General features: G+C 64.1%; 19 protein-coding genes. 7 read left to right on the plus strand and 12 right to left on the minus strand.

What is annotated here, in order from left to right; all coding sequences use genetic code 11:
- The first annotated feature begins 56 nt into the window (after window positions 1-56).
- Complete coding sequence (locus HNP98_RS12880) at window positions 57-2,132, plus strand: putative porin (RefSeq protein WP_173810476.1); 2,076 nt, start codon at window positions 57-59, stop codon at window positions 2,130-2,132.
- A gap of 119 nt (window positions 2,133-2,251) precedes the next feature.
- Window positions 2,252-2,842: a tRNA-(ms[2]io[6]A)-hydroxylase gene (gene miaE, locus HNP98_RS12885; RefSeq protein ID WP_173810477.1), complete on the plus strand. Its 591-nt coding sequence runs from the start codon at window positions 2,252-2,254 to the stop codon at window positions 2,840-2,842.
- Between the two features lie 198 nt (window positions 2,843-3,040).
- On the opposite strand, the gene fahA is transcribed toward miaE, so the two are convergent.
- From fahA to HNP98_RS12915, 6 genes are all read right to left on the minus strand, one after another.
- Window positions 3,041-4,333, minus strand: a complete 1,293-nt coding sequence (gene fahA, locus HNP98_RS12890) for a fumarylacetoacetase (RefSeq protein ID WP_173810478.1) — start codon at window positions 4,331-4,333, stop codon at window positions 3,041-3,043.
- A 113-nt stretch (window positions 4,334-4,446) separates the two neighbouring features.
- The gene (locus HNP98_RS12895; protein WP_173810479.1) at window positions 4,447-4,683 is read right to left on the minus strand and encodes a NifU family protein; all 237 of its coding nucleotides are present in this window, start codon (window positions 4,681-4,683) and stop codon (window positions 4,447-4,449) included.
- A gap of 119 nt (window positions 4,684-4,802) precedes the next feature.
- Window positions 4,803-5,903 carry an Mrp/NBP35 family ATP-binding protein gene (locus tag HNP98_RS12900; RefSeq protein WP_173810480.1) on the minus strand — a complete coding sequence of 367 codons (1,101 nt, stop codon included), beginning with the start codon at window positions 5,901-5,903 and terminating at the stop codon, window positions 4,803-4,805.
- 77 nt (window positions 5,904-5,980) lie between these two features.
- Window positions 5,981-7,822, minus strand: coding sequence for a glycoside hydrolase family 2 protein (locus tag HNP98_RS12905; RefSeq protein ID WP_173810481.1), 1,842 nt, complete (start codon window positions 7,820-7,822; stop codon window positions 5,981-5,983).
- Between the two features lie 100 nt (window positions 7,823-7,922).
- Window positions 7,923-8,477 carry a hypothetical protein gene (locus HNP98_RS12910; protein WP_173810482.1) on the minus strand — a complete coding sequence of 185 codons (555 nt, stop codon included), beginning with the start codon at window positions 8,475-8,477 and terminating at the stop codon, window positions 7,923-7,925.
- Between the two features lie 101 nt (window positions 8,478-8,578).
- Complete coding sequence (locus tag HNP98_RS12915) at window positions 8,579-9,856, minus strand: asparagine synthetase B (RefSeq protein WP_173810483.1); 1,278 nt, start codon at window positions 9,854-9,856, stop codon at window positions 8,579-8,581.
- A gap of 294 nt (window positions 9,857-10,150) precedes the next feature.
- On the opposite strand from HNP98_RS12915, the gene HNP98_RS12920 reads away from it, so the two are divergent.
- The 3 genes from HNP98_RS12920 to HNP98_RS12930 all read left to right on the plus strand — a co-directional run bounded on the left by HNP98_RS12920 (window position 10,151) and on the right by HNP98_RS12930 (window position 12,899).
- Window positions 10,151-11,389, plus strand: coding sequence for an ABC transporter permease (locus HNP98_RS12920; protein ID WP_173810484.1), 1,239 nt, complete (start codon window positions 10,151-10,153; stop codon window positions 11,387-11,389).
- An 82-nt stretch (window positions 11,390-11,471) separates the two neighbouring features.
- Window positions 11,472-12,287 carry a hypothetical protein gene (locus tag HNP98_RS12925; RefSeq protein ID WP_173810485.1) on the plus strand — a complete coding sequence of 272 codons (816 nt, stop codon included), beginning with the start codon at window positions 11,472-11,474 and terminating at the stop codon, window positions 12,285-12,287.
- A 39-nt stretch (window positions 12,288-12,326) separates the two neighbouring features.
- Entirely contained in the window at window positions 12,327-12,899 is a 573-nt protein-coding gene (locus tag HNP98_RS12930; RefSeq protein ID WP_173810486.1) for a helix-turn-helix transcriptional regulator, read from the plus strand.
- A 43-nt stretch (window positions 12,900-12,942) separates the two neighbouring features.
- Here the strand turns inward: HNP98_RS12930 and HNP98_RS12935 are convergent, their stop codons facing one another.
- Window positions 12,943-13,239 carry a type II toxin-antitoxin system RelE/ParE family toxin gene (locus HNP98_RS12935; RefSeq protein WP_173810487.1) on the minus strand — a complete coding sequence of 99 codons (297 nt, stop codon included), beginning with the start codon at window positions 13,237-13,239 and terminating at the stop codon, window positions 12,943-12,945.
- Complete coding sequence (locus tag HNP98_RS12940) at window positions 13,227-13,406, minus strand: hypothetical protein (RefSeq protein WP_173810488.1); 180 nt, start codon at window positions 13,404-13,406, stop codon at window positions 13,227-13,229. The genes HNP98_RS12935 and HNP98_RS12940 overlap by 13 nt, the downstream gene beginning before the upstream one ends.
- A 143-nt stretch (window positions 13,407-13,549) precedes the next feature.
- On the opposite strand from HNP98_RS12940, the gene dnaN reads away from it, so the two are divergent.
- Together dnaN and gldC are read left to right on the plus strand one after the other, a co-directional pair.
- Complete coding sequence (dnaN, locus tag HNP98_RS12945; RefSeq protein ID WP_173810489.1) at window positions 13,550-14,674, plus strand: DNA polymerase III subunit beta; 1,125 nt, start codon at window positions 13,550-13,552, stop codon at window positions 14,672-14,674.
- A 143-nt stretch (window positions 14,675-14,817) separates the two neighbouring features.
- Window positions 14,818-15,156, plus strand: a complete 339-nt coding sequence (gene gldC, locus HNP98_RS12950) for a gliding motility protein GldC (protein WP_173810490.1) — start codon at window positions 14,818-14,820, stop codon at window positions 15,154-15,156.
- A gap of 121 nt (window positions 15,157-15,277) precedes the next feature.
- Here the strand turns inward: gldC and HNP98_RS12955 are convergent, their stop codons facing one another.
- The 4 genes from HNP98_RS12955 to hemL all read right to left on the minus strand — a co-directional run bounded on the left by HNP98_RS12955 (window position 15,278) and on the right by hemL (window position 18,833).
- The gene (locus HNP98_RS12955; RefSeq protein WP_173810491.1) at window positions 15,278-15,835 is read right to left on the minus strand and encodes a hypothetical protein; all 558 of its coding nucleotides are present in this window, start codon (window positions 15,833-15,835) and stop codon (window positions 15,278-15,280) included.
- 101 nt (window positions 15,836-15,936) lie between these two features.
- Window positions 15,937-16,476 (minus strand): dCTP deaminase, encoded by a 540-nt coding sequence (dcd, locus tag HNP98_RS12960; RefSeq protein ID WP_173810492.1) that lies wholly within the window; start codon window positions 16,474-16,476, stop codon window positions 15,937-15,939.
- A gap of 46 nt (window positions 16,477-16,522) precedes the next feature.
- Window positions 16,523-17,431: a hypothetical protein gene (locus HNP98_RS12965; RefSeq protein ID WP_173810493.1), complete on the minus strand. Its 909-nt coding sequence runs from the start codon at window positions 17,429-17,431 to the stop codon at window positions 16,523-16,525.
- A 100-nt stretch (window positions 17,432-17,531) separates the two neighbouring features.
- Complete coding sequence (gene hemL, locus HNP98_RS12970; protein ID WP_173810494.1) at window positions 17,532-18,833, minus strand: glutamate-1-semialdehyde 2,1-aminomutase; 1,302 nt, start codon at window positions 18,831-18,833, stop codon at window positions 17,532-17,534.
- Window positions 18,834-18,999: the final 166 nt, after the last annotated feature.

Here is an 18,999-nt window from a genome sequence, read left to right on the forward strand (position 1 = left end):
TTGCGCCTTTATTTTCTTGCCCCGCCCGGCCCCGCGCCGCTTAATTTTTTGCCCGTTTGCGCTACTTCCTATTTCTTCTGAGCCGCGGCCTGCGTGGCGCCTGGCCGGCCGGGGCCCTGCTGCTGGCCCTGGTGCTGCTGGCGGCCCCGGGGGCCCGCGCCCAAATCGTCGACGACTCCACCAAGGTGCTGTACGGCCCCAAAACGACCCGCGTCATCTACGAGGCCGAGGTGCTGCGCGACTCCACCGCCGGCCTGCCCGTCGACACCACCCTGACCAAGTGGCCGCAGGGCCGGTTCTGGACGCACGACTCCACGTTCCAGCAGGATTTGGGCACGGTGGGCTCGGCGTCGCGGCCACTGCTTTACCGGCCCAACTTGCAGCTCGGGGCCCGGCTGGGGCGCAACGTGTTCGACAAGTACGCCCGCGACGGGGCCCAGATTCCGTACTACGACAGCCGCTCGCCCTACTCGTTTTTCCGGGCGATACAGTCCACCTCCGGCGAGCAGGTGTTTGAAATCAGCTACAGCCGCAGCTTTAAAAAGAACTTCAGCGTGGGGGCCGCCTACGAGCGGATTGCGTCCAACAAAATCATCGGCACCACGTCGGGGGCCGTGGGCGGGGTGGGCCTAGTGGAGCACTCCAACCTGCTGTTTTTCGTGCGCTACCAAACCGAAGACGGCCGCTACCACCTGCTGGCCAACATCAACACCGCCCGCCACCGCGCCGTGGAGCAGGGCGGCATCCAGCCGCTGGTGTCGGAGAAACGGGACTCGGCGAATCATGTCCAAAACCCGGCTTACCCCGGCAACCTGTTCAATTATTCCAGCGAGCAGGTGTACCTCACGGGGGCGCAAAACACCGAAAACCGCGACCAGCTCCACCTCTTCCAAAACTACCGCTTGCTGGGCCGGGGCCTGACGGTGTACCACGTGCTCGACTTCTACCACCAGTACAATAATTATTCGGACGCGGCCATTCCGTACAACCTGACCACGGGCCAGCTACTGTTTTACCCCATGCTGCGGAGGCTGCGCACCCCGGCCGTCACCCTCGACCGGGCCGATTACAAGCAGGTGGAAAACACGTTCGGGGTGACGGGCCACTCGTCGGCGCTGGAGTACCGGCTGTACGGACGGCTGCGCAACGGCCGCCTGACTACCGGCACCGACAGCAGCATCATCGTGCCCCCGACCACGGTGGGCGGGCTGGCCACCCCCGCCACCACGCTGCGGCAGGCCATCCCGACGCGCACCTACAACGAGCTGTTTTTGGGCGGCACGGTGGCCTTCAACTACCACACCATTTACGCCGTGGAAGTGGCCGGTGAACTTAAGCCGCCCAGTTTCAGCCAGCTCAACAACCCGCTGAAAGGCGGCGAGTACTGGCTGCGCGGCAACGTGCGCACCGGGCCCCTGTCGGTTGAGGCGCTGCTCTCGTCGTACTCGCCCACGCTCACCCAGCGCGAGTTCGACGGCAACCACTACAAATGGAACAACGTGACCGACGACGGCAACGCCAAGTTCGGCAACACCACCACGCAGCAACTCACCGGCCGGCTGCACCAGCGCCTGCCGCTGTTCGCCGACCATCTATTCGAGGCCAGTGTATCGGCGGTGAACCTGACCAACTACGTTTATTACGACCAAACGGGCCGGCCCGCGCAACTGACCGATGCCAAGCAGCTGCTCATCGGGTTTGCGCGGCACCGGGTGCGCTTTGGGCGTTTTGCGTTCGACAACCAGGCCACGTACACCCAGGGGGCCAGCAACGACGGGGCCGGCATCCGCATTCCGGCCCTGGTTACCGAGTCGCGGGCGTATTACCAGAGCTATATTTTTGGGAAGGCCATGTTCACCCAAATTGGGCTGGAGTTTTATTACCAATCCAAGTTCAAGGGCTACGATTACAGCCCCAGCACGCAGCAGTTCTATTTGCAGGATAATTTCACCATCCGCAACTACGGCGTGGCCAGCGCCTTCTTCTCCGCCGATATCAAGGCCGTTACGATATTTCTGAAAGTGCCCTACCTCAACCAGGGCCTGCACGACGCCGGGTACTTCGCCTCCCCGTTTTATCCCGCCTACCCGCGTCGCTTTCAATTCGGTATTAATTGGAAATTCTTCAATTAATAATTGCTGATTAATCGCTATTTAATTGATTATAATTGTCTGCCGGCAAGTGTCAAATTAGGGATTAATCAATCTTAAAAATAATCAGCGAAATCACGGTTAATCACAGTTAATCAGCGATGAAAACGATACTGAAACTCAAGCTCAACACCGACCCGCGGTGGGTGGACATTGCCAGCAAGAACATCGAGGATATTCTGGTGGACCACGCCTGGTGCGAGCAGAAAGCGGCCAGCACCGGCATCAGCATGATCATCCATTACCCCGAGAAAATGCGGCTGGTGGACGAGCTGACGCTGCTGGTGGCCGAGGAGTGGAGCCACTTCGAGCGCGTGCTCGACGAGCTGCGCAAGCGCGGCTTCGCACTGGGCCGCCCGCGGCGCGACGAGTACGTGGTGCAGCTGCTGGCCCACGTGCGCAAAGGCGGGGCCCGCGAGCGCCAGCTCCTGGACCAGCTCCTGGTGTCGGCCCTCATCGAAGCCCGCAGCTGCGAGCGGTTCAAGCTGCTCTGGAAACACATTCCCGACCCGGAATTAAGCCAGTTCTACTACGAATTGATGGTGTCGGAAGCCGGCCATTTCGTGAGCTACGTCGATTTAGCCAAAGAATATTGCGCCGACTACGACGTGGACGCCCGCTTGCAGGAGCTGCTAAAAATCGAAGGCGACATCGTGACCAATTTACCGGTGCGCGACGACCGAATGCACTAAAATTAGTGGCGGTGGTCTAAAACGAGGTGGTCCGGCGAATTGCCCGCAGGGCTTCGTCGGGCCACTCTGACGAAAGAACAGTGGCTCCGGGGTATTGTCAGAGTGGCCCGACGACAAAAAAAGTCGCCGGACCACCCCGTAGTAGACCACCGCCAAATTAGTTATGGGTTATGAGTTGACGTTCTACAAACTCATAACTCAAAACTCATAACTCAAAATGGTGCCGCTTACCTCGCCGAAGCCAATGCGCACGCCGTCTTTCTCAGCGTAAGCCCGCAGGGTCACCGTGTCGCCGTCGAGCAGGAAGGCGCGGGTGCTGCCGTCGGCCAGGGGCACGGGCTGGGTGCCGCGCCAGGCCAGCTCCAGCAGCGAGCCGAAGGTGTCGGGCGTGGGGCCCGAGATGGTGCCCGAGGCGCAGAGGTCGCCCACTTCGAGGTTGCAGCCGTTGGAGGTGTGGTGGGCCAGCTGCTGGGCCATGCTCCAGTACAGGCCCTGATAATTGGGAGTGGCCAGCACGGTTTCGGGGCCCCCGGCGGGCGCGAGGGCGGCTTCGAGCTGGATGGCGAAGTGGTGGTCGCCGCTGGCTTGCAGGTAGGGCAGGGGCGCGGGCTCCTGCGCCGGGCCGGCGGTGCGGAAAGGCTCCAGCGCGTCGAGCGTCACGACCCAGGGCGACAGGCTGCTGGCGAAGCTCTTGCCCAGAAAGGGCCCCAGTGGCACGTATTCCCAGCTTTGCAGGTCGCGGGCGCTCCAGTCGTTGAACAGGCACAGACCAAAGATGTGCTCCTCGGCCTGCTCAATCGGCACTGGGGTGCCCAGGGTCGTGCCGGTGCCCACCACGAAGGCCATTTCCAGCTCAAAATCGAGCTGCTGGCTGGGGCCGAAAGTGGGCGCGTCCGCGCCTGGGGCCAGCTGCTGGCCTTGGGGCCGCCGGATGGGCGTGCCGCTGGCCACGATGCTGCTGGCGCGGCCGTGGTAAGCCACCGGCAGGTGCCGCCAGTTGGGCAGCAAGGCGTTTTCGGGGCCCCGGAACATAGTGCCCACGTTGGCGGCGTGGGCCAGGCTGCTGTAGAAATCGGTGTAGTTAGCGGGTTTCACGGGGCGCAGCAGGCGCACGTCGCGCTGGCGGAGCAGGGCGGCCCGGGCGGCTTCGGGGTGGTCGCGCAGGTCGGCGTTGTCGTGGCGCAGCAGCTCGCTCACGCGCTGGCGCACGGCCCGCCAGGCCGGCCGGCCCAGCCGCAAAAAGCCGTTCAGCGAGCGGCGGCGGAACACCCGCGGCTGGGCGTTGCCCAGCTCGGTGAGGTCGTCGAAAAAGCCGAACTGGCTCAGCACGTACAAATCCAGCACGTAGTCGCCGATGGCCACGGCCAGGCGGGGGCCCCGCTCGTCGGTTTCGAACACGCCGAACGGCAGGTTCTGGATGGGGAAATCGTGCTGGAACGGAATATCAATCCAGGCACGCAGGCCGGGGGCGTTCAGGGCGTTGGCGGACATGCAACAGGGGTAAGGCCGTACAAACGAATACCCCGGGGCCGGGTTTCAGCGGCGGCACGGACGGTGCGACAACTGAAACCCGGCCCCGGGGCAAGGCGCTTTTAAAAAGACAGTTACTTGGCTTCTACGGCCGTGATTTCGGGCACCGCTTTGCGCACGGTGTCTTCGAGGCCGGCGCGGGTCATCGGCGACATGGGGCAGGCCCCGCAGGCCCCTTCCCATTCGAGCTGGAGCACGCCGTCGGCGGTGATGTTGGCCACGCGCACGTTGCCGCCGTCGGTGGCCAGGTAAGGGCGCAGGTCGTCCAGAGCGGCTTCGATGCGGGGCAGCAGGGGGTGGTCGGGGGTCATTTCTTCTTGGTTATGAATTGTAAATTATGAATTATGAATCGTAAATCATGAACAGTAACGGCATCCGGCGACGGGCGCTTCAATTCATAACTCATAATTTTTAATTCATAATTAATTAGCTAGCGCTGCATTTCCACCACGGTGGTTTTGGGCGCGATGTTGTTGCGGATGCTCACCTGGCGGGCCACGGCTTCGGCTAAGTTAGCAAAGGCCTGGCCGACGGCCGATGCGGGGTCGAGCACGGCGGGGCGGCCCTGGTCGCCGTCTTCGCGGATGCTTTGCACCAGCGGCAGCTGCCCCAGCAGGGGCACGTCGTGCAGTTGGGCCAGGCGCTGGCCGCCGTTCTCCCCAAAGATATAGTATTTGCTCTCGGGCAGCTCGGCCGGCGTGAACCAGGCCATGTTTTCGACGATGCCCAGCACGGGCACGTTGATTTGGGGCTGGCGGAACATCTGGAGGCCCTTCTGGGCGTCGGCCAGGGCCACGCGCTGCGGCGTGGTCACAATCACGGCCCCGGTCACGGGCACCGACTGCACCAGCGTGAGGTGAATGTCGGAGGTGCCGGGCGGCAGGTCGAGCAGCAGGTAATCCAGCTCGCCCCACTCCACTTCGGTGATGAACTGCTTGAGGGCCGACGAGGCCATGGGGCCCCGCCACACGATGGCGCTTTCGGCCGGGGCCAGGAAGCCGATGCTCATCAGCTTCACGCCGTAGCGCTCGATGGGCTGGATGAGGTTCTTGCCGTTGGGGCCCTGGAACACGTGCGGCTTGGCGTCTTCCACCCCGAACATCAGCGGCATGCTGGGGCCCGAAATGTCGGCGTCAATCAGCCCCACCTTGGCCCCGGAGGCGGCCAGCGCCACCGCCAGGTTGGCCGTGACGGTGCTTTTGCCCACGCCGCCTTTTCCCGAGGCAATGGCGATGATGTTTTTCACGCCGGGCAGCAGCTCGTTGTTGTTGCGCAGCGTGGTCACGCGCGAGGTCATGGTAATCACCACGTTGGCGTCCTTGTCCACCATCGTGTGGATGGCCCGCTCGCAGGCGTCGTGGATGAGCTGCTTGAGGGGGCAGGCGGGCGTGGTGAGCACCACCGTGAAGGCCACGGTGAGGCCGTCAATGCGCACGTCCTCAATCATTTTGAGGGTTACCAGGTCCTGGCCCAGGTCGGGCTCCTCCACGTAGCTCAGGGCCTTAAAAACGGCTTCTTCGGTTATCGGCATCTTGGGTGCGGCACCCGTTGGGGGCGCTGTGCAAAGATAACCCGTGGGCGGGGCCACGGGTTCGGCCCCGCCGGTTATTAGCTGCTGGGCATCACCGGCACCTCGACTTGCGAGGCCAGCACGCCGGCCGGCACTTCCAGGGCCCCGGTGTGGAAGTTGATGAGGCCGTTGCGCTCGTCCTCGATGTTGGTGGCCTGGGTGTACACGTCGCCGGCGATGGAGCGCTGGCGCAGCTCGTGCTTGAAGGCGCGGATGCTGTTGGTGCGGGCCTCGGCGTCCTGGGGCCCCCCGTAGTCGGAGAAGCCGAAGCCGCCCCACTCGCTCACAATCAGCGGCTTCTGGCAGCGGTAGAAGAACGGGTCGCCCACCACGAGCGGGAAGGCGGCGGTGCCCTCCAGTTCGCCGTGCACGAGGCGGTCGAGCAGCTCCTGCCAGCGGCCCAGGTCGGGGGTGTAGAGGTGGGCCGTGAGCAGGTCCGATTTCAGGCGGCCCCGGTCGGAGATGTGGTGCCAGCCGTCGTTGTCCACCACCAAAAACTGGGGGTGGTTGATTCGCATGTAGTGGTACATCTCCACGATGTAGGCCCGGGTTTCGGGGTTCGTGGCAATGTCCTGGCAGCCCCAGTCCTCGTTGTAGAGGCTCCAGATGACCACCGAGGGGTGCGATTGCATCAGGGCCAGCATGCGCAGCAGCTCGAAGCGGTGGTTCTGGCGGCTGCGGGGCGTGGAGCTGTGCGGGCTGGGCACCTCCACCCACAGCAGCAGGCCCAGCTCGTCGGCCAGGGCGTAGAGGCGCGGGTCGATGCCGGCGATGTGCACCCGCACCAGGTTGCAGCCCAGCGCCTGCATGGCGTAGAAGTGGCGGCGGATTTCCTCGTAGGTAGCGGTGCCGGGCTGGTAGAGGATGCCGTCGAGGTACACCGGCGCGTTGTTGAGGTACACGCGGCTGCCGCGGCTCTCGATTTTGCGCAGGCCGAAATCGGTCTCAATCTGGGCCGCGTAGCCGTTCTGGTCGATGAGCTGGGCCACGAGGCGGTAGAGGTGCGGGGCCCCGGGCTGCCATAAGCGGGCCCCGGGCAGTTCCACCACCACGCGCTGCTCGCGCTGCCCGGCGGCGAGCCGCAGCGGAAAGTCGGCGGTGGCCAGCGGGCCGGGCGCTTCGTCGGCATTGCCGAACACTTGGAGGCGCAGCGTGTAGGGCCCCGGGTCCTGGATGCGGGTGCTGAGGTTGAAGCGCACCAGCCGGTCCTCGATGATGCTGTCCACGCCCACGCGCGAGCGCAGGCGGTTGCGCTCCACCATCTCCACCCACACGCTGCGCACGGCCCCGGTCTGGGTCTGGTACCAGATGCCGCCGCGCTTGTACACGTGCGACTCCTGCTTGCCGCGCGGCGTTTCGGCGTCCATCGTGTCGGCGATGCGCACCGTGAGGCGGTTGACGGGCTGGAGCAGGCCGGGCCGCAGCTCGAACGAGAACGAGGTGTACTCGCCGTAGTGCACGTCCTCGCCCTCGATGGTGCGCAGCAGGTGGCCGTTCAGCCACACCCGGGTTTCGTAGCCGCAGGCCCCGAACGTGAGCTGGAACAGCGAGTGCTTGTCGTCGGCGTCGCGGGCGGGCAGGTCGAACTCGCGCTCGTACCAGGCCACCACCTGGTCGTGCCACGCGGCGGGCTGGTTCTGGTCCTTGGCGGCGGCCATGTGCTCTTCCACCGAGCCGGGCCAGCTGGCGGTGCGCTCGTAGGTGTGGCCCAGGCACCAGTCGTCGTTTAGGCCAACGTCCTGGTAGTCAACCGTAAAATTCCATACGCCGTCGAGCAGCAGGTAGTTGTTGTCGCGCACCACCGAGCGGGGCAGGGGGTTGGCCAGGTGCGGGTCGTGGTTGAGGGCAGAGAAGCCGTAGTTGGGGGCAGGGGGCAGCATGTGGCGGGGGTAAGGTCATCGATAGAGTTGCAAGGTCAGCATAACCGGCGAAATGCCCGCCCGGATGACGAAATTCCAACTTTTACGCCCCGCCGGGGCCCTAATACAGCTTTACACCGCCGATGGTGTTCAGCTCCGTCCACTTCACGACCGGGTTTTTGCGCAGCTCGGCCCGCCAAAACTTCTCCTGGCCCGCCGGTACTTTTAGCTGCACGTTCCGGTAGTCGCCCGTACCAGCCGTTAGCCGCAGCTGGGGCACGGTGGCCAGCCAATCCTGCTGGCTGGCCAGGTCCATGCTAAAGAAGGTACTGGCTTCGCGCAAAGACCCATCCACTGCGCTCAAATAAGTGTAGGGCGTGAACCCGCGCTGGTTGAAGTAGGGCTTGGCCCGCACCACCCGTTGCACGTAGGCCAGGCTGTCCTTTGGCAGGGCCGATACGTAGTCAAACCCATTCATCTGGTTGATGACAAATTGCTGCGCGTTGGCGAGCTGAAAAACCTGCTCAATGGGCACGCCCACCTTGATGCCCACCAGCAAATCGCCGGCCACGAACGGGTAGGCATCTTCCGGCTCTGCCGGGTCGGGGGTGGCTTTCTGGCAGCCGCCAAAGGCCAGCAAAAGCAGCAGAAGCCAGGCGCAGGTAACGTTTTTCATGTTTGACGGGGAAGACGTTCGACGGGGAAGGCGGGAAAACCACCGCCCCGAACCGAAGAGCCCGGCGGGGCCCCAACGGTTGCACGGGCCCCGTAGCGCGGTTAGGTTTTCTGCTTCTTCTTTTTAGCGGCCGGAAACAGCACGTTGTTCAAAATCAGGCGGTAGCCGGGCGAGTTGGGGTGCAGGGCCAGGTCGGTGGGCTCTTCGCCCACCAGGTGCTGGTAGTCCTCGGGGTCGTGGCCGCCGTAGAACGTCCAGGTGCCCTTGCCCAGGGTGCCGTGCAGGTAGCGGGCCTCGCCGGTCTGCTTGGTGTCGCCCATTATCACCACGTCGGGCTTGATGAGGCTCTTGCGGAAGGCCGTGGTCTGGCCCATGAAGCCCTTGATGACCTTCTCGTAGTCCTGGGTGAGCATGGTGGGCACGGGGTCGTACTTGGCCGAGAAGGTGAAGAGCTGAAAGTAGTCGTTCTGCTCGCCCAGGCCCCGCTCGTAGGGCTGCATGTCGATGTTGGAGTACTCGTACTGGTAGGGGTCGCGCACGAGCTGGAAGTTCTGGAAGGCCAGGCAGCGGTTGAAGTTGAGCTTGCTCTGGGCGTTGGGGTCGGCGGGGTCGCCGTCGTACATGCTCTCCACCATGTCCACGCCCAGGCCGGCCAGGGCAATGTCGTAGCTGTCGGTGGCCGAGCACATGGCGAACAAAAAGCCGCCCCCGGCAATAAATTCCTGCATCTTCACGGCCACCGTGGCTTTCATCTGGCTCACTTTAGTGAAGCCGTTGCGCTTGGCGGCGGCCTCGGCGTCGCGCACCTGCTGCTGGTACCAGGGGTAGTTGCGGTATGTGGCGTAAAACTTGCCGTACTCGCCGGTGAAGTCCTCGTGGTGCAGGTGCAGCCAGTCGTACTTGGGCAGCACGCCGCTCAATATTTCGTCGTCGTAAATCTTGTCGTAAGGAATTTCGGCGTACTCCAGCACCAGCGTCACGGCGTCGTCCCAGGGCTGCTTGCCCTTGGGCGTGTACACCGCAATTTTGGGTACCTTCTCCAGCTTCATCACGTCCATGTTGGCGTTGGCATCGGCGATTTCGGCCAAAATGCCGCCGTACTGCGCCTCGCTGATGACCGAGTAGCTCACGCCGCGGGCGGCCAGCTCGGTTTCGGCCCCCGGCGTCACGTCGAAGGCAAACGAGCCGCCGCGGTAGTTCAGCAGCCAGTCCACGGGCACTTCGCGCTGCAACAGCCAGAAGGCCACCCCGTAGGCTTTAAGGGCTTCCTTCTGGGTATTATCCATTGGAATAAGGACGTGGTTGGCGCGGGCCGCCAGGGGCCCTAGTAAGCCGGCCACGGCCAGCAGCAGCGAAAGGGCAAGGCGCTTGAATAGCATAGGTTTTTCGGGGGATGGAAGCCTTAGTTACGAAACACTTAGATTATAACGTCATGCTCATCTGGCGTCCGCGCAGCCGAAGCATCTCTACCGCGGCAGTAATCAGGGTTAGTCAGCGGGAGAGATGCTTCGGCTGCGCTCAGCATGACGGTCTAGTACGATGTTGTAAGCAGTGTCAAAAGACGTTGCCGCAACGAGGCGTCCGCCGCGGTGGTTCAAGTTAGGCGCGGGCCGCCGAACTTTGGCGCGGCCCGGGCCCCCGCCGGGGCCCCGCCGCCCAAACCCGCCGCCGCCATGAACCTGCTCGAAAACATCCGCGAAGCCTTCCGCTCCATCCGCAGCAACCTGCTGCGCACCGTGCTCACGGCCCTCATCGTCAGCATCGGGCTGTTTGCCCTGGTGGGCATCCTCACCAGCATCGACGCCATGAAGAACTCGCTGAACGAGACCTTCGCCAGCCTGGGCAGCAACTCGTTCGAGATTTCGGCCAAGGGCTACACCAACCGCTTCCGGCGCGGCGGCGTGCAGGGCAAGCAGTACCCGGCCCTCACGCTGCTCCAGGCCCGCCAGTACAAGGCCCTGATGGGCGGCGAGGCCGAGGTGGGCGTGTCGGCGGCCATCACGGGGGCCGCCGAAATCAAGGCCCGGGGCGTGAAAACCAACCCCAACATGCAGGTGGTGGCCGGCGACGAAAACTACCTGCGCATCCAGGGCTACAACCTGGCCCAGGGCCGCAGCTTCTCGCAGGGCGAGCTGACGCGCGGGGCCAACGTGGTCATCGTGGGCGACGAAATCCGCTCGAAGCTGTTCCCGCGCCAAACCCCGGTGGGGCAGTACGTCACGGCCCTGGGCCGGCGCTTCCAGATTGTGGGCCTGCTGGCCCCCAGCGGCTCCTCGATGGGCGGGGGCGGGGCCGACCGCCTGGCCCTGCTGCCGCTCGAAACCGGCAACCAGCTGCCCCGCTCCGGGGCCCTCACCTACGCCCTGAAAACCGCCAGCCCCCGCCCCGCCCTGCTGCCCTACCTGCTCGACCAGGCCACCGGCACCATGCGCAACGTGCGCCACGACCGCCTGGGCCAGCCCGACTCGTTCGAAATCGAAAGCAGCGACTCGCTCTCCAACAAGCTCGACGACTTGTCGGGCAAAATGCGCGTCGGGGGCGGCATCATCGCCTTCATCACCCTGCTCGGGGCCAGCATTGCCTTGATGAACATCATGCTGGTGTCCGTCACGGAGCGCACCCGCGAAATCGGCGTCCGTAAGGCCCTGGGGGCCACGGCGGTGCAAATCCGGCAGCAGTTTCTCATCGAGGCCATCGTGATTTGCGTGCTCGGCGGGGCCCTGGGCATCTTGCTGGGCGTGCTCGGCGGCAACGGCGTGGCCGCGCTCATCGGCAGCGGCTCGTTCTACGTGCCCTGGTTCTGGATGCTGGTGGGCCTGGCCATCTGCGTCAGCGTGGGCCTGCTCTCGGGCTCGTACCCAGCCGGCAAAGCGGCGGCCCTGGACCCCATCGAAAGCCTGCGCTACGAATAAGACCGCTGATTTGATGGATTTCCAGCGGATGAAACGGATTTTTTGGGGTTCCGCCCGGTCGGTTTGCGGGTTTGGGATTTTCGTGGGATTGGTACTGGCTAGGGCCCCGGCGCGGGCCCAGTCCGCGCCAGGTGGCCGGGCGCAGGTGTACAGTGTTACCGAGGCAAGTTTCACTGTGCCGCAGGTGAAGCTGGCGGACGCCGCTGTGGCCCGGCGCATCAACCGCGTACTGCTTCGGCACTTGGTGGAAGAAACGGTGGACTCTACTGCCAGTGCCCACCGGCAATTGCGCCAAGCCGCGCTGGCGTGCTGCTACGACCAGGAAAACCACCAGTGGATGGCCAGCGGCATGGGCTATTCTGGTACCAGTTATAAAGTGCTGCTGAACCAGGGCTACCTGTTGTCGTTTGAGTTTCATAAGGACTATAACGGCCTCGAATGGCCCGCCCAAGACTGGCACCTCACCTTCGACCTGCGCACCGGCCGCGTCCTGACGTTGGCCGATGTGGTAGCCGACCCGCCTGCCCAACTGGACCGCCGGCTGGGCTGGGCCGTGGACCGCCGCCTGAAAGACGAGTTGGCCAAAGTAGCCGAGACCTACGGCGACTCGTCCATAGTTGCGCACGTGGCTGACCTGTACGGTCTGTCCGATTGGATTACCCCCACTACTCCTGTTGCGCCTGGAGACACGGCGGCTGATGAATCCGGAACTCGCTTTAAACTGCTCGATTTTGCGCTGCGACCCCATGCGCTGCTGCTTTTCCATGCAGTGGATATGGGACGCTTCGACTTTCCCTTTTTGCCTGACCCTACTTACACTTTTCCCTACGCCCGCCTGCGCCCCCGGGGCTTGCTGGTGCCCCTAGCCAAAGCCGCAGCGTTAACCAAAAGCAAATAGACGCGCCGCGCTTTTATACATTTGCAAAACTTCTCATTTGTGCAAATTTTCATGCTGGCCCCCGTCAACTTGCGTTTCGCCGAACTCATCCAAGAAATTGGCCTGACCAAGAACGCCTTTGCGCAGTCGCTGGGGAAAACGGCCAGCGTAGTGCAACACCTTATCGATGGCCGTAATAAGCCGGGCTACGACTTGCTCTGCAAGGTTTTTGAGGTTTACCCAAATGTGTCGAAGGATTGGCTGATGGAAGGCCAGGGCCCCATGCTGCGCACCGGGGTTCCCAAGGCCGCCCCATTCCTGGCCGCCCCAGTAACCGCTGCGCCCGCCGTGGCTTTGAAAAGAGCGCCGTCGGACACGCCGCTCTTTGGCGCTACCGCCACCGAACCCGCGCCGGCCGCGCCCGTGGCCAGCGTTCCGCCGCCGGCTCCCGCAGCCCCGGCCGCTCCGCTCGCGTTGCCCGCCGCCGCGCCCGCCGCCGACGGGGCCATCGGGGCGGCGCTGCAAACCCAGCACCTGCTGCACCAGCTGGCCCTGGCCGAGCTGCGCAACCAGCACCTGCTGGAACAGCAGCTGCTGCTGCGCCAGATGCTGGAACTGGCGCGGGGGCGGTAGGGGCCCGGCGTTGTTTAGTCCGGGTTGTTTGGTGACGGAACCATTACTCCTGGTTCGGTAAGAAGGGTTTTGCGGTGGGGTGAATGTGGATGATGTCCACCCGCTCGGTATTGATAATTTCGTACATCAAGCGGTACCGTCCGTCCAGCAATTCGCGCACCGCAGCGTTGCCGTATTCGGGTACGACGCGGCCCAGGCGCGGAAATTCTGCCAGGGTGTCCGTGCGTTCAATCAACCGCTCAATCAATTGCTCCGCGTAGCGAGCCGAAAATTGCAGCGCATAGTCCCGTACTTCGGCCAGGTCGGCCAGCGCCGCGTTGGTCCATCTTATTTGGACCATGTTTTCACCAGCTGCTTTACTTCTTCCTGGGAGTAGGTTTGGTTGTTGCGGCTCTGCTCCCGGCCCTTTTCGATTCTCTGAATCAGTAATAAACGGTCAATTAGCTCGTCCAACTCAAAGTGGTCGGGTAATTGGTCGGCGGCGGCTAGCAGGGTTTCTTTGCTCATGATGTCCAAAAAAGCAGGCTACGGGCACCGGGGCTGGAAACGAAACCAGCCCGCAGCCTGTACCAAAGATAGCACGGGCGGCTTTACAAAGCCCGGGGCGGCCGCGTATCTTTGCCGTCCCCCAACCCTAGCCTTGCCGCCTTATGAAATTCATCGTCTCGTCTTCCGCGCTGCTCAAGCAGCTCCAGAGCATCAACGGCGTGGTGACCAACAACCCCGTGGTGCCCATCCTGGAGAATTTCCTCTTCGAGATTGAGGCCGGCAAGCTGACGATTACGGCTTCCGACCTGGAAACCAGCATGATCACCGAGCTGCCCGTGGAGGCCCGCGACGCCGGCCGCATCGCCGCGCCCGCCCGCATCCTGCTCGACACCCTCAAGAACCTGCCCGACCAGCCCGTCACCTTCACCATCGACGAGGAAACGTACACCATTGAAATTGGCTCGGCCAACGGGCGCTACAAGCTGGCCGGCGAAAACGCCGCCGACTTCCCCCGCGTGCCGGTGGTGAAGGGCTCGGCCCCGGTCGAAATCCCGTCGTCGTCGCTGGCCCGGGCCATCAACAAAACCATCTTCGCGGTGAGCACCGACGAGCTGCGCCCGGCCATGACCGGCATCCTGGTGCAACTGGCCGACGCGCAAATCACCTTCGTGGCCACCGACGGCCACCGCCTGCTGCGCTACCGCCGCCAGGACGTGGGGGCCGGCCAAACCGCCAACCTCATCATCCCGCGCAAGGCCTTCAACCTGCTCAAGGGCGTGCTGCCTTCGGAGGCGGCCCCGGTGCGCATCGAGTTCAACCAGAGCAACGCCTTTTTCTCGTTCAACCAGATGCGCCTCGTGTGCCGCCTGATCGACGAGCGCTACCCCGACTACGAAAACGTAATTCCGGTGAGCAACCCCAACAAGCTCACCATCAACCGCCAGGAGCTGCTGAACTCGGTGCGCCGCATCAGCATCTACTCCAACAAAACCACCCACCAGGTGCGCCTGCGCCTGGCCGGCTCCGAGCTGGCCGTCTCGGCCGAAGACCTCGACTTCAGCAACGAGGCCAACGAGCGCCTGGCCTGCCAGTACGACGGCGAGGACATGGAAATCGGCTTCAACGCCCGCTTCCTGCTCGAAATGCTTGCCAACATCGACTCCGAGGAAATTACCCTGGAGCTGAGCACCCCCAACCGCGCCGGCCTGCTGATGCCCGCCGCCGCCGACGACAGCGAAAGCATCCTGATGCTGGTGATGCCGGTGATGCTCAACAACTACGTCTAATTTTTTTGTTCACTGATTGCGCTTACCAATTAGGCCCTCGTGCTGAACGCAGTGAAGCATCTCTCCCACGCAAGTAATTCATTACTGCCGCAGGAGAGATGCTTCACTGCGTTCAGCACGAGGGCCTCTTTATATTTTGAACCATGAAAAAATCCGAAATCCGCTTTAGCATTGCCCTCGACGACAAGAAGGTGCCCGAGGCCATCAGCTGGTCGGCCACCGACGCGGGGCCCGACATCCACTTTGCCAAGGCCATCAATATTGCGGTGTGGGACCGCGAGCAGGTGGGTACGATGAAAATCGACCTCTGGACCAAGGACATGCCCACCGACGAGATGAAGCGCTTCTGCGTGGACAACATGGGCTCAATGGCCGAAAATATCGTCTCGGCCACCAACGACGTGGAAATGGCCAAGAAAATCCGGGCCCTTTGCAAGGAGCTGTCCGAGTACCTCGACCAGCAGGAGCAGGGCCTGAGCTAGGGCCCCGTTGCAATAAGACGACAAAAAGCCCCGCTGGCAATACGCGAGCGGGGCTTTTCTGCCGTTAAAGCAGGTTTAATTTGAGTTAGCAAACCGAGAAAAGGCTAACAGCTTAAAGAAGCTAGCGGGCGTTGCGGCCCAGGTTGCCGGCGGGGCGGGTGGTGGCTTTGGGGTTGGCCGGGCCGATGGTGGCGTTGTTGGCGCGGGCCGGGGCAGGGTTTTGCACCGATTTGATGAAAGCCTGGGTGGTGGCCTGGCTGGCGGTGCTGGCGTAGTCGCGGTCGGCCTTGTTGTAGCGGTTGCGGGCGTCGAAGTAGTTCGAGTACTGTTCGGTGCTGAGCACGGCTTGCAGCTCCTGGTCGCGCTCGTGGTAGATGCCGGTGCGCTGCTGGTCGAGGACCGGCGCGTTTTTGGCGTTGGTGCGCTCGGCGGCTTCTAGCTTGGTGGTTTTGTCGGCGTTGATGGCCCGCAGGCGGGCGGCCTGGTAGCCGTTGAGGCGCAGGTCGCGCACCATGACGTCGCTCAGGTGCCCGGCGCGGTCGGCGGCGGGGTTGGGGCGGGGGCTGGGCGGAGTTTGGGCCGGCGCGGCCCCCGGGGACGCGGCCTGCTGCTGGGCCCGGGCGGCGGGACCGGCGGCCAGGGCGAGGGCCAGCGCGGCGAGGGAAAGGCGGTTAGTCATCGTGGAAAGGAATACGTGGGACCACTGCATGCGCAAGGACCGGGCCATGCCCGCCCGTTCCCCGGTTTCTTTCTAACGACGAAAACGGCCCGCTGGTTGGGCTAAAACGTATTTTGCCACATCATCGACTCCACGGGCCGGTCGCTGCGGCGGTTGTACTTGGCGCTGGGCTTGCGGTTGTAGAAGGTGGCCACGTCGCCCTGCACGGCGAAGTAGATGAGCTGCCCAATGGGCATGCCCGGGTACACGCGCACGGGCACCGACACGCTGATTTCCAGCGTCCAGTGGTTGCAAAAGCCCACGTCGCCCTTGCCGGCCGTGGCGTGAATGTCGATGCCCAGGCGGCCCACGCTGCTCTTGCCTTCGAGGAAGGGCACGGTGGCGTGGGTTTCGGTGTATTCGGCCGTCACGCCCAAATACAGCTGGCCCGGTTGGAGCACGTAGCCTTCGGCGGCGTCCAGCTCGAAGGTGTCGATTTCGTTGTGGCGGCGGGCGTCCAGCACCGCGTCGCGGTAAGTGGCCAGGTAGCGGCCCAAGTGCACGTCGTAGGAGTTGGTGCCGAGGCAGCCGGGGTCGTAGGGTTCGATGACGATGGTGCCCTTTCCGATTTCGGCGAGGATTTGCTGGTCGGTCAGAATCAAAATGAAAGCGGTTGGTTGGTAAGCGGTAAGGGCTGGTTATTCCTGGTTATTCGTAGTCGGGCCGGGGCGGCGGGGGGCCGGGGGCTTCTTCCTCGTCGTCGTCGGCGTAGCGGTCGTCGCGCAGGGGCTTGGGGCGGGCGTCGCGCAGGCGGCTGAGCAGGCTGCGCGGCGCGGGCCGGGCCGGGGCGTCGGGCTCCGGGTCGGCCTCGGGCGTCAAGTAGTCGATGCGGCGCTGGAGGCCGGGCAGCACGTTGAGCACCAGGTGCAGCAGCAGCAGGAAGCTGCTGAGGCTGAGCAGGAACGTGAGGTAGTCGAGCCAGTTGTGGCGCGGGGCCGGGCCGGCGGGCTCGGGCGTGGCCACGGCGGTGTCGTCGCCGGCCGGGGCGGGCGCGGCGGCCGGCTCGGTCGGGGTGGCGGCGCTGGCGTCGTCGTTGGTGGTGAGGGGGGCGGCCACGGGGGCCTCGGCGTCGGCGGGCACGGCGGCGGCATCGGCCGGGGCCCCGGCGGCGTTGAATTGGGCGCTGGCCTGCTTGATGAGGCGCTCCTCGGCCCGCACCAGGGCCACCCGCTCGTCGCGCGGCAGGCCGTGGATGAAGAACTCGAAGTTGCGGTCGCGCAGGATGCCGTTGAGCTGCTTGTCGAACTCGGCCAGCGACACGGGCCCCGTGCCGAAGCGGCCCTTGTAGCGCTCGGCGCTGGCGTTGTAGTTCAGAAACAGCTTTTTGAGGGCAGCGTTGGCGCCGAACTGGTCGAACTGCCGGCGGGCGGCGGCGGTGCGCAGCGTGACGGGGAACTTGCCGCGGGTGAACGACTTGTCGTACACCGTCTCGAAAGTGCGGAAGTTCAGCTCGTCCACCGTCTTGTCGAACAGCGCTTTGTTGGCCTGGGCCGGGGTTTGGGCCGGGGCCAGCCGGGCCAGCAGCAGCAGCAGCGCGAGGAGTTTTAGTTTCAGCATAAAAAAACGGCGCGCGAAGTGGCGCGGAGTTTAAAATTAAGTTTCGCGAAGAGCGGGGATGCGGCCACAAACTTCGCGAAACTTAATTTTAAACGCTGCGTTACTTGGCGCGGTGGGCTTCGACCAACGACTCGCGGCAGGCATGGAAGTACATTTCCACCAACTCGTCGGAAATGGCGGTGGAAACGAACAGGGCCTCGAACTGTGAGGGGGCCAGGTAGATGCCGCGGGCCAGCATGGCGTGGAAGTAGCGGCCGAAGGCGGGCAAATCGCAGCGCTTGGCGTCTTCGAGGTGGTTTACGGGCCCGGACGTGAAGAACAGGCTGAACATCGAACCCACCTGGTTCACGGTATAATTGAGGCCCAGCTCCTGGGCAATTTGGCGGGTGCCGTCGGCCAGGCGGGTGGTGGTGGCGTTCAGCTGGGCGTAGAGGGCCGGGTTGTTTTGCAAGTGGCGCAGCTGGGCCAGGCCGGCGGCAGTGGCCAGCGGGTTGCCCGAGAGCGTGCCGGCCTGATAGACCTTGCCCACCGGGGCCACCTGGTTCATGATGTCGGCGCGGCCGCCGTAGGCCCCCACGGGCAGGCCCCCGCCGATGATTTTGCCCAGCGTGGTCATGTCCGGCGCGATGCCGAACAGCTCCTGGGCCCCGCCGGGCGCGAGGCGAAAGCCGGTCATCACCTCGTCAAAAATCAGCACGATGCCCTGGGCGGTGCAGAGGGCCCGTAGCCCCTGCAAAAAGCCCTGCTGCGGGGCCACCAGGCCCATGTTGCCCACCACGGGCTCCAGAATGATGGCCGCGATTTGGCCGGGGTTGGCGGCCACGGCGGCGGCCACGGCGGGCAGGTCGTTGTAGGGCACCGTCAGCGTGTCCTGGGCCACGCCGTGGGTCACGCCGGCCGAATCGGGGGTGCCCAGGGTGAGGGCCCCCGAGCCCGCCGCGATGAGGAAGGCGTCGGCGTGGCCGTGGTAGCAGCCCTCGAACTTGAGGATTTTGGCCCGCCCCGTGTAGCCCCGCGCCACCCGGATGGCCGCCATGCAGGCCTCGGTGCCAGAGTTCACGAGGCGCACCTTCTCCACGCTGGGCACCATCTCGATGATGAGTTCGGCCAGCTCGCTCTCGCGGCGCGTGGGGGCCCCGAAGCTCAGCGAGTGGGGCAGGGCGGCCCGCACGGCGTCGAGCACCACGGCCGGCGCGTGGCCCAGAATCATGGGGCCCCAAGAATTGATGAAGTCGACGTAGCGGTTGCCGTCCACGTCGGTAAGCCAGGCCCCGGCGGCGCTCTGCATGAACACCGGCGTGCCGCCCACCGAGCGGAAGGCCCGCACCGGCGAGTTTACGCCCCCGGGAATCAGGGCCTGCGCCTGGGTGAAGAGGGTATCGGAAGTGGTTTGGTTAAGCACGGATTTTAGTTAGGAGTTAGAAGTTATGGGTTATGAGTTGGGGTTTACACATATTCGTTGCGGCGTAGGGTGCGGGGCTTGCCCCCGCCCGTCGTTGAACGGAATCGTGGAAACGGGGCGAACGGCGGGCAGGGGCAAGCCGCGCACCCCACGCCGTTACTGCATT

This window comes from Hymenobacter caeli (assembly GCF_013294115.1).
Lineage (GTDB): Bacteria > Bacteroidota > Bacteroidia > Cytophagales > Hymenobacteraceae > Hymenobacter > Hymenobacter caeli.